Genomic DNA, 9,380 nt, shown 5'->3' with positions numbered 1-9,380 from the left:
TCCAGTCACCGTCGGTGACATCGACTTCTGGGGGCGTTACCGTCTGCAGGGCACAGGGAATCCCCCGTACTCGATCACGCCGCCGCCTACGCTCACTGCCGACGACAAACCCCGATCCACCGCCGACGCCGCCCTTCGTCGCGCTCTGGCTCTCGTCGAGCCCGCGGAAGTTCGCGCGGCGGCAGACATCTCCGGCGGCTATGTCGAACTGCTCGGCGGTGCGCCCGCGCCGTCCCCGACGGCCGCGAGCCGCGCCATGAACAATTCTCTGGTCGCTTCGATATACGAGAAGATCTGGCGGCCTGCGGGTATTGCGATGATGGGCATAGGAGGCCTGTCGATGTCTGCCGAGCGGGAGAAGGCTGTCATCGATCTGCGGCTCTCCGGCGAGATGACCGTTCTCGACGTCGCGTCGGGCCCAGGTAACTTCACCAAACACCTCGCCTCGCACCTGTCCGGCACTGGTGTCGCTGTGGGATTCGACATCTCCGAGCAGATGATCGCGCGTGCCGTCCGTGACAACAGAAGCTCGCATGCCGCGTACGCGCGAGGTGACGCGCAAGCCCTCCCGTTCGCCGACGACACGTTCGACGCAGTCTGCTGCTACGCGGCGCTGTACTTGATACCCGAGCCGCTGGTGGTTGTCGAAGAAATGCTTCGCGTCCTGCGCCCGGGCGGCCGGATCGCGATCATGACCAGCTACGGACGAAAGTTCACCCCGGTGAAGACGGTGTTGCGAGTCGGATCCAAAAGGGTGGGAGTTCGGATGTTCGAGAAAGACACGTTCACATCGAAGTTCGAGCAAGCGTCGATGACCGAGATCGAACAGGAGATCCGCGGGCTCGCCCAGTTCGTCAGTGCGAGGAAACCTAACTGATCACGTCGAGGTCGAGCGCGGCTCAGGTCTTCGGCCCGTAGTCGCTGACCAGCCACTGCCCACCTTGGTTGGTCACGGTGAGGGACAGCAGGTTCGGAACCTCCCCGGCATCGGGTTGCTGCACATTGTGCGTGGTCTGCTTCGCGAACACGGTGACCTTGTACTCGCCACCGGATTCGGAATCAACCGCAGCAGAGAGCACTTCACCCGAGGCGACTACCTGAGATTCGGTCATGATAGCCGTCAATGCCTCCCTGACACCGTCGTACCTGTCCTGCAGGGATTGCGACGCACCCTCGTCGACCCCGCCGAAGAAGGCGTCGAGGTTTCGGTAGTCGTAGGTCAACGATCGTTCGGTGTACTCGGTCGCCGTGTTCACGGCAATCTGCCGATCGCGGTCGCGGGTGGTCGAGTCCGCGAGCTCTCCGGCGGCGGAACGCCACAGGAATCCGAACACCACGGCCAAGACGATTCCGAGTACTGCAATGCCGGTCGGCAGCCAGCGAGCTCGAAAAGAACCGGTACTCGTCGCGCTATCGGTATCGTGTGTCGTTTCTGTCTCGACCTCGGTCATGCGGACATCTCCCATCAGTTCGGTATCTCCACGGAGAGCTTCGCGGGTCCTCCCCGCGGAAACACGGTGGTCAAGATATCGACAATCGACCCAGCGTCGACACGCAGGGGCTTGATCGGCGCGGTGTACGGCTTCAGCAGTGTCGCTATCAGCGCGAGATCGGGGTTGAGCGGAGTGAGATAGCCGTCGATTCGCACGGCCAGTGGCCCGAGGGGATCGTCCCACACATCGGACGCCACATAGGAGTACTGGTTGAAGGACTCGAGCAACCCGGTCACGCCCGCGCCGGTCTGTCCCACGAACGGCGCTGCGTCGGTCAGAACCGGGCCGTATCCGTAGCCGTTGCGCCCGACCTGCTGTGCATTGTCGTACAGATTCTCGATCTGGGTCCGTTTGTCCCGCAGAGTCGCTGCCAGGAAGCGAAATGTCTCCACCAGTGTGTCGATGTCGCTGTCGCGCCCGTCGATGGCTTCCGAAGCCGTGACTGCCAGACCTGTCAGTGCCGATGTATCCAATTGCGCGGCAAGTGCATCACCCAACTGCAACGTCTCGCTGACGGTAGCGGAGGCGGTCACTCGAGCGCTCTCGATCACGTCCCCGTCCTGCAGGTAGGGACCACCGGAGTGACGGGGACGGATATCGAGGTACTGCTCCCCCGCAGCAGACAGGTTCGCGACGACCACGTCGGAGTCGACGGCGACGTCCTTGCTCGCGTCGAGAGCGATCGACACGTCCAACCCGTCCGGGGTCACCGAAATCTTTTGCACTGTACCGATTTTCATACCACGCGAGGTGACTTGCGAGGTCTGCATCAACCCACCCGAGGATTCCATCTTCACGGTCACGTGGTTGTTCGTCCGTCGTGGATCCATATCGAGGACGCCGACAGTCAAGTAGGCGACCCCGGCGAACGTGAGAACCAGCAGCGCGACGAGGGAGAGGACTGTGGACGATCTCATCGGACGATTCCGATCCCGCGCAGAATCTCGATCATGTCGTCCGCTCGTGCCGTCGCACCCTCGACCGAGACCGAACGAAGTGCGATGTTCGGAGTCGACTGAAAGTACGGGATCAGGCGGTCGCGGAGCAGATTGTTCACCTTTTCCACGTTCATGGGGACCGTCGAATCCGCACTGCCGATCGTCACGAGCGCTGGAGCGATGATGCCGACGGCATCGTGCAGCTCGTCGTACGGTTCAGCGAGCACATCCCCGATGTTCTGCGACATGTAGCCGAGGGTGAAGATCAGGTGGACAACGCTGAACAGCACCTCGGACAACCCCGATGCGCGAGACGGGCCAACGGTGAGTATTCGATCGACACCGGACTGCCGCTCCACGATCGTCGTCGAAACCCCCTCCGCTGCCGCGAGAATCCGGTCGATCTCGTCGGTGTTGTCGCCGAGGTCCGTCAGGGCTGCGCGCGCTGCGGTGTTCACGGAGTCCAGGACTGCCGGATCCGGTGGGACAGCGGCGTTGAAGTTGTCGACTGCCTCCTGCAGTTGCACGTAGTGCCCTCCTGCCACCACGTTCGACAACCCTCGAAGAACATCTTCGACGTTGTCCGCAGGCACGGTACGTTCGATCGGTATCACGTCACCGTCGGCGAGAAAATCTGCCTCGGTCGACATTTCAGTACCGGAAGATTCAGCAGTACCGGAAGAATCAGCGCTGTCGGCAGATTCAGTGGGCGGCAGGAGCGCAATGTAGTTCTCGCCCAATATCGTCGACTGCCTGAGCTCGGCCTGGGTGCCCTTCGGCAACTGCACTGCACTGGAGAGATCGACGGTCGCGACCGCCGTCGTGCCGACGAGTTCCACCTTCTCGAGGACCCCAGCGTCGACACCGTCGATGACGACCTTCGCTTTGCGTGGAAGGTTGAGAACACTGGCGAACTCGATCTCCACGGAGTACTTCTCACCTGCGACGTAGCTACCGGGAATCGGTAGGTCTACCGGATCGAGACCGCACCCGACCAGCGTCATGACCATCGAAACGCAGCCCACGGCGCACACGCCGCGCTTCATCGCCACCCCGCCGATCCCAGGATGAGTTGAACGAGCCCGACATCGATGACGTCCCCGCGTTGCTGATTCGCCGAGCACGTCGGCGAATACGTGTTCAACAGGGCGCAGATCTCGTTGGGCGAGTTGGTGTCGATCTCGAATCGTGGCGGGTGGTAGATCAACCGGCCGCTCTGCAGATCGCTGTCGTACATCGTCGTCAAGTTGTCGCTGACGGTGGGAACCTGTTCGAGGATGTCCTTGATGTCACCGATTCTGCCGAGCGCTACGTCCACGACCGGGATCAACTGGTCGGCAAGTGCGTAGACCTTGTCGTCGTACTTGGCGATGGTGCGCACGAGTGGCGGAATGAAGTCGACCGTCAGCAGCACCGCGCCCCCGAAGGCTTGGGTGAACTCCGACAGCGTGATCATGCCGGCTTTGAGATTGTCGAGAAGTTTCGCCACGTCCGGCCAACTCACTGCGAAAGTGTCGATCAAGCCGTCGAGATTGTCGATCAGTCGCCGAACCGTGGTGTCGCGGTCTGCAGGCTCACCGACCAACTCTGCCAACTGCTTCAGTGCAGCGTTCAACTGTGCACCCGAACCCCGCAACGAACCGTCGACCGATCGAAGGGTGTCACCGAGGATGTCTTCACGGGCGCCAGTCGCGTCCGCCGGGCCGAGAAGGTCCGACGCCAGTTCCGTGACAGCGTCGAGCGTATCGCTGATTCCGAGTGGAGTTCTGGTTCTGTCCAACGGGATACAGTTCGTGCGATCGAGCTCTGGACCTTCGCGGTACGGCTCGGTGAATTCCACGTGACGGTCGGTGACGATCGAGCTCGACAGGGTGACCGCCCCTACGTCGGCCGGCAGCCGAACACTGTCGTCGACATCCATGGTGACCACCACGGAGTCGCCCGAACTCTCGATTCGCTCGACCGTGCCGACGACGACCCCGAGCATCGTCACCGAATTTCCCTCGTACAGACCGACGGCATCGGTGAACTCCGCGCAGACCGCCGACGTACGAGTGGAGAAGTCGATCACCCCACTTGCCGACGCCGCACTCCCCGTCAGTGCAACGATGCCGAGAATCGACACGCCGAGCAACACTGTCCTGCGCATCAGCACGCCCTTCCCGGCATCGGTACGCATACGTCGATACCGGCAATCGTGCTCTGCGACTGGTCGATCACCGGACCATTGCCCTCGCCGAGCAACGTGGCGAGGCTCTCCGAGCTCTGCTTCATGGTGGTGATCGCCCCGTCGAACTCTCCGAGCCTGGAGAACAGCTTCTGCGTGATCTCCTCCAGCTGGACGATCGACGGCTCCAGCCCCTCTTCGAATGCCATCACGGGCCGGTGGAACAACAGGAAGAGCCGGTGCAGCAGGTCGAACGCACCTACAACTTCCTCACGCTTGTTTCCGAATCCTTCGGTGAGAGTGCCGAGTTGGCGGACAAGCTCGGTGAGCATCACACGGTCGTCCGACAGCGCGCCGACATATTCGTCGGACACGACAAGCCCTTGTTCGAGCTGTTCGGTGCGTTGCGCGATCACGTCCGTCAACGACGAGAGGTTGTCGACGATCGCCCGCGTCGATTCCGGCTGAGTCCCGAGAGCAGTGTCGAGTTCGGCAACGGTTTCTCGCAAGGTAGTGCCATCGATGTCGCGGACGAGAGGCGTCGAGGTCTCGATGACGTCGGCGAGTTCGAAGGGGACCTCGGTGTGCTCGAGCGGAATCTCCGCCGAGCCGAGTTCTTCGTTCCCGATCGAGCTCAGGAGGATGTAGTGACCGCCGATCGGCGTCAGCAGTTTCACCGTCATCGTCGAGGCATCGCCGACGAAGACTTCGCGGTCGACACCGAATTCGATGTCGACGTGATCCCCTGCCAGCGCGACCGATCGGACCGATCCGACTGGAATTCCCGCCACTCTGATCTCGTCACCAGGCTTCACGCCAGCGGCGGTGGCGAAGTTGGCCGTGTAGGTGCGCTCCCCGAACGGCATCGCGTAGACCGCACCTGCTGCCAGCATCAGGACGGTGGCCACCGCGACGCCGACGGACCCCCAGAAGAGATGAGTCTTGTTCTCGGACTGCTCGTCACGTACCCCTCTGCGCTTCATCGGCACAGCACCAACTTCTGCCCACCGAGAACGACGAGTCCGATGCCCGGGATGTCCTGCTGTCCTCGACTACACGAGTACGTCTGTGCCGCCGAAGTCGGAATGCTTCGATTGAGTCCGGTGAGAAGCCCCGGCGTCAGCGCCAGAATCTCGGTGACCTGTTCCGTCTGCGGTAACAGGCGTCTCAGTAAACCATCGATGGGCATGTATCCCTCGTCGTACGCGTCGCGAAGTCCTTCCGCCAGCCCGACCAACGGCCCCAACCCGTAGTTCGCCTGATCCAGCGCGCCCAGCACTCCGGTCATCTCGGTGCTCAGTCGCGATACCAGCCCGGTCAGTTCCTCGATGAGATCGGCGACCGCGGCCGACTTTCCACCGATCGTCCCGGCAATTTGCCCGAGGTTGTCGATCAGAAGCCCGATGATGGCTTCGCGTTGCACGGCGAACTGGGTGATGCGGTCGACGTCCCGCAGCACGGGACCCAGCCCACTACCGTCGCCCTGGACCATGCGCAACACGTTCTCGGCGAACTGATTGAGCTGAGCTGCGTCGAGCGTGTCGAATATCGGTTTGAATCCGTTGAACAACGCCGAAATGTCGAACGACGGGATCGTCTGCTCGCGTGCGATGGTAGCTCCCGCTGCCATGACCGCGCCGGGATCGCGATCCGTCTGTACCAGTTCGAGATAGCGCTGGCCGAGTAGGTTCTGGTAGCGAACCGCCGCCTGCGTGCTCACGAACACCGGCCTGGAATTCTCGACGCTGAACTCGACCCGCGCGAGACCACCGTCGAGCTCGACCGAGGAGACCTTGCCGATCTGCACCCCGGACATGCGTACATCGTCACCGACGTACAAGCCGGACGCGTCCTCGAACTCGGCGGCGTATGTCGAAGTGGCCCCCGCTACCGGCGTGCGCAGTGCGGCGACGATGATCACCGCACATACCGCGGTGACGGCGACGAAGGCGAGCAATTTGGCAAGTGGCGCTGCAACTTTGATCATCGTGGAGCCTCCTCGTACGACGCCACCGCACCCGCGAGATTGGGCATCGTTCGGACGATCAGATCGAGCTGGAGCTGCGGCTTGCCCTCGACCAGAGGAAAAGCGTCGGCGATCCCGTCGATCACCTCGGGAACCCTGTCGTAGCTCGGAGCCAGGGTGCCGAGCGAAGCGGTGATCGGAACCAGGAGATCCAGAACCGTCGACAGCAGTTTCGTGAGGTGGGGGTTGCCGGTTTTCAGCAGATCTCCGATGGGTATCAGCAGCTGGTCGCTGAGCCCATTGATCGCGTTCAACGTTCTCGTCCGATCGGTCTGCGCTTCGACGTACGCGCTCTTGTCCAAGATGTCGATCACGAGATCGAGCACAGGCGGAACCAGATTGTTCAATCCCTCCCCGATCTCGGCGCCACGATGCAACTTCCAGGCCAACGGATCGATCTGGTGCTCGGTGAGCAACTGGGCAGTATCGAAGTACGGCCTCAAGTTTCGGCTCACGTCGACCGAGGTGTCCGCAAGTACATCCAGCAAGTTCTGCACCTGGTCCGAATCGAGGACTTCGGTCAGATCTGCGACACGCCGGAACACCCCGGTCACAGTCGCTCCTCGATTGTCATCCGAGATCGTCACAGTGGAGTTCTGCGACAGCGGATGACCACTTCCATCCGAGACCAATTCGACTGCAGTGGAACCGAAGACGTTCGACGACGAAAACTGGGCTTGCATGGTGTCGGTAAGTTCTCGCGATTGACTCGGATCGAGCTCCAGGTCGATTTGCTGCCGTCCGAATCCGACGGTCTCGATCCGCACTACCGATCCGATCGACACCCCGCGAAACTTGACCTCGGCGCCAGGAGTCAGTCCGTCACCGACCGACGCGGCATCGATGGTCAGGTCGAAGGTCGGTTCGAACACTCCGCGTGCATACGCTGTCAGAGTGCAGGCGAGCACGACGGCGACAGCAGCGACCGCAACACCGCGCAGGCGGAGCGTTCCGCGACCGGCCGAACGCCCGGTCAGATCATCGAACACGGCCATCGCTTACCCTGAAATCCTTATCCCCGAGTCGAATCCCCACAGCACCAACGTCATGACCGTGTCCAACACGACCACCGCGACCAGGCTGGCTCGGACAGCGCGACCGGAAGCACGACCGACCCCCTCGGGTCCGCCTGTCGCGTAGTAGCCCTGATACCCGTGGATGATGATGACGGTGACGACGAAAACGGCGGCCTTGAACAGCGAGTAGAGCACGTCGACGGGTTGAAGGAATGCGCTGAAGTAGTGGTCGTACGTTCCCGACGATTGTCCGCCGACTATGCGTACGACCACTGCGCACGAGACGTAGCTCAGAATCAAGGTCAACAGATAGAGCGGCACTATGGTGACGATCCCTGCGACGACCCGAGTGGTGACGACGAATGGAATCGACTGAATCCCCTGGGCCTCCAGAGCGTCGATCTCCTCGGAGATGCGCATTGCACCGATCTCGGCCGTCATTCGACATCCGGCTTGAGTCGCGAATCCGATCGCCGCGATCATCGGGGCAAGTTCCCGGGTGCTGGCGTAGGCCGACACGAAGCCGGTGAGCGGTTCCATCCCGACCATGCCCAGGGTGTTGAATCCTTCGATGCCGACGGATGCGCCCACGGTGACGCCCAACACGACCAGCACGGACACGGTCCCGCCGCCGACGATCAACTTGCCGTTGCCCCAGGTGATGTCGCTCAGGATCAGCAGCATCTGTCGCTGGTAGGACCGAACGGTGTGCGGGATCGCAACGAGGACTTCGAAACAGAACGTGATCTGGTGGCCGAGCATCTCCAGTGCATTGCCCGGTATTCGACCGACCCGACGAAGGACTCGTGTCAGTCCGGCGGTGCCATGAACCGTGTAGGTCGACGGTGTGGCCATCTCAGCCCAGCCTCTGCGGCATGAACATGGCCACCAACTGGGTGATGACGACGTTGACCGCAAACGCTGACACCACTCCCAGCACTACCGCCGCGTTGACCGCGTTGGCAACCCCTCGCGGCCCGTGCATAGCGTTCAGTCCCCTGTCGCACGCGACGACTACGACGATGATGCCGAATATCTCGGCCTTCGCCAGCGCGACGATCAAGTCGCCGACCGACGCGAACGAGGCGAACGAGCTGATGTAGCTGCCCGGTGTTCCGCTCTGGAAGCCGATATTGATGGCGTAGCCGGCGGCCAGTCCCATGAAAATGATGAGGACGCACAGAAGCGGCGCGATCACGATGAATGCCGCCAGCCGCGGAACGACAAGTCGCCGTACCGGATCGATGCCCATGGTGCGCATCGCATCGATCTCTTCCCTGATCGTGCGCGCCCCGAGGTCCGCAGCAACGGCAGCCCCCGCTGCACCGCCCAGCAACAGGGCCGCAACTATGGGCGCGCCCTGCCGGATCACCCCGAGACCGCCTGCGGCACCGGCGATCGACGTCGCTCCGATTTGGTCCGTCAGGCTTCCGACTTGGACGGACACGATGATGCCGAACGGAATCGACACCAGGACTGCAGGAACGACGGTGACGGTGACGACGAACCAGGCTTGCTCGACGGTGTCTCGCCACGGATGGCGAAGCGAGAGGATGTCGCGGACGAGATGGATCAGGGCCGCCGCGCCCAATTCGAGTGTCTGCCCGAATGCACGAAGGCCGCCGGCGAACCCACTCGAGACACGCGTCAACCCCGTCGACGATGCCAATCCACTCACCCCCTTGACCGCTCCCCTGATGCGGCATGCGAAAAGTACCAGCATTGAAGAAACGCCAGGTC

The 9,380-nt window shown here is 62.2% G+C and carries 10 protein-coding genes; 1 reads left to right on the top strand and 9 read right to left on the bottom strand.

From position 1 onward, the window contains the following. The coding region (locus A2J03_RS25705) for a methyltransferase domain-containing protein (protein WP_156520588.1) at window positions 1-877 on the top strand (877 nt) is incomplete at its 5' end. Window positions 878-899: 22 nt separating this feature from the next. Here the strand turns inward: A2J03_RS25705 and A2J03_RS25700 are convergent. The 9 genes from A2J03_RS25700 to A2J03_RS25660 are packed head-to-tail and all read right to left on the bottom strand — an operon-like array spanning window position 900 to window position 9,363. Then, on the bottom strand, window positions 900-1,451 hold the full coding sequence (locus A2J03_RS25700; RefSeq protein WP_156520587.1) for a hypothetical protein: 552 nt from the start codon (window positions 1,449-1,451) through the stop codon (window positions 900-902). Window positions 1,452-1,465: 14 nt separating this feature from the next. Continuing rightward, on the bottom strand, window positions 1,466-2,410 hold the full coding sequence (locus A2J03_RS25695) for an MlaD family protein (protein ID WP_068379863.1): 945 nt from the start codon (window positions 2,408-2,410) through the stop codon (window positions 1,466-1,468). Continuing rightward, complete coding sequence (locus tag A2J03_RS25690; protein WP_068379872.1) at window positions 2,407-3,477, bottom strand: MlaD family protein; 1,071 nt, start codon at window positions 3,475-3,477, stop codon at window positions 2,407-2,409. Before A2J03_RS25690 ends, A2J03_RS25695 begins: the two co-directional genes overlap by 4 nt. After that, entirely contained in the window at window positions 3,474-4,610 is a 1,137-nt protein-coding gene (locus tag A2J03_RS25685; protein WP_068379860.1) for an MCE family protein, read from the bottom strand. The genes A2J03_RS25690 and A2J03_RS25685 overlap by 4 nt, the downstream gene beginning before the upstream one ends. After that, window positions 4,580-5,581, bottom strand: a complete 1,002-nt coding sequence (locus A2J03_RS25680) for an MlaD family protein (protein ID WP_068379869.1) — start codon at window positions 5,579-5,581, stop codon at window positions 4,580-4,582. The genes A2J03_RS25685 and A2J03_RS25680 overlap by 31 nt, the downstream gene beginning before the upstream one ends. Next, window positions 5,578-6,585: an MCE family protein gene (locus A2J03_RS25675; RefSeq protein ID WP_068379857.1), complete on the bottom strand. Its 1,008-nt coding sequence runs from the start codon at window positions 6,583-6,585 to the stop codon at window positions 5,578-5,580. The genes A2J03_RS25680 and A2J03_RS25675 overlap by 4 nt, the downstream gene beginning before the upstream one ends. Continuing rightward, a complete protein-coding gene (locus A2J03_RS25670) occupies window positions 6,582-7,619 on the bottom strand; it encodes an MlaD family protein (protein ID WP_068379854.1) in 1,038 nt (345 codons plus the stop codon). Before A2J03_RS25670 ends, A2J03_RS25675 begins: the two co-directional genes overlap by 4 nt. 3 nt (window positions 7,620-7,622) lie before the next feature. Further along, window positions 7,623-8,495: an ABC transporter permease gene (locus A2J03_RS25665; RefSeq protein ID WP_068379850.1), complete on the bottom strand. Its 873-nt coding sequence runs from the start codon at window positions 8,493-8,495 to the stop codon at window positions 7,623-7,625. Window position 8,496: 1 nt separating this feature from the next. Next, the gene (locus A2J03_RS25660) at window positions 8,497-9,363 is read right to left on the bottom strand and encodes an MlaE family ABC transporter permease (protein WP_082898096.1); all 867 of its coding nucleotides are present in this window, start codon (window positions 9,361-9,363) and stop codon (window positions 8,497-8,499) included. Window positions 9,364-9,380: the final 17 nt, after the last annotated feature.

The organism is Rhodococcus sp. EPR-157 (genome assembly GCF_001647195.1).
Lineage (GTDB): Bacteria > Actinomycetota > Actinomycetes > Mycobacteriales > Mycobacteriaceae > Rhodococcoides.
This window is presented reverse-complemented; position numbering and strand designations above follow the sequence as displayed.

Bases quoted from the DNA above. Each gene is read 5' to 3' on its own strand.
- A2J03_RS25690 (WP_068379872.1), bottom strand. From the start codon at position 3,477: ATGAAGCGCGGCGTGTGCGCCGTGGGCTGCGTTTCGATGGTCATGACG.
- A2J03_RS25665 (WP_068379850.1), bottom strand. From the start codon at position 8,495: ATGGCCACACCGTCGACCTACACGGTTCATGGCACCGCCGGACTGACA.
- A2J03_RS25670 (WP_068379854.1), bottom strand. From the start codon at position 7,619: ATGGCCGTGTTCGATGATCTGACCGGGCGTTCGGCCGGTCGCGGAACG.
- A2J03_RS25695 (WP_068379863.1), bottom strand. From the start codon at position 2,410: ATGAGATCGTCCACAGTCCTCTCCCTCGTCGCGCTGCTGGTTCTCACG.
- A2J03_RS25680 (WP_068379869.1), bottom strand. From the start codon at position 5,581: ATGAAGCGCAGAGGGGTACGTGACGAGCAGTCCGAGAACAAGACTCAT.
- A2J03_RS25700 (WP_156520587.1), bottom strand. From the start codon at position 1,451: ATGACCGAGGTCGAGACAGAAACGACACACGATACCGATAGCGCGACG.
- A2J03_RS25685 (WP_068379860.1), bottom strand. From the start codon at position 4,610: ATGCGTACCGATGCCGGGAAGGGCGTGCTGATGCGCAGGACAGTGTTG.
- A2J03_RS25660 (WP_082898096.1), bottom strand. From the start codon at position 9,363: ATGCTGGTACTTTTCGCATGCCGCATCAGGGGAGCGGTCAAGGGGGTG.
- A2J03_RS25675 (WP_068379857.1), bottom strand. From the start codon at position 6,585: ATGATCAAAGTTGCAGCGCCACTTGCCAAATTGCTCGCCTTCGTCGCC.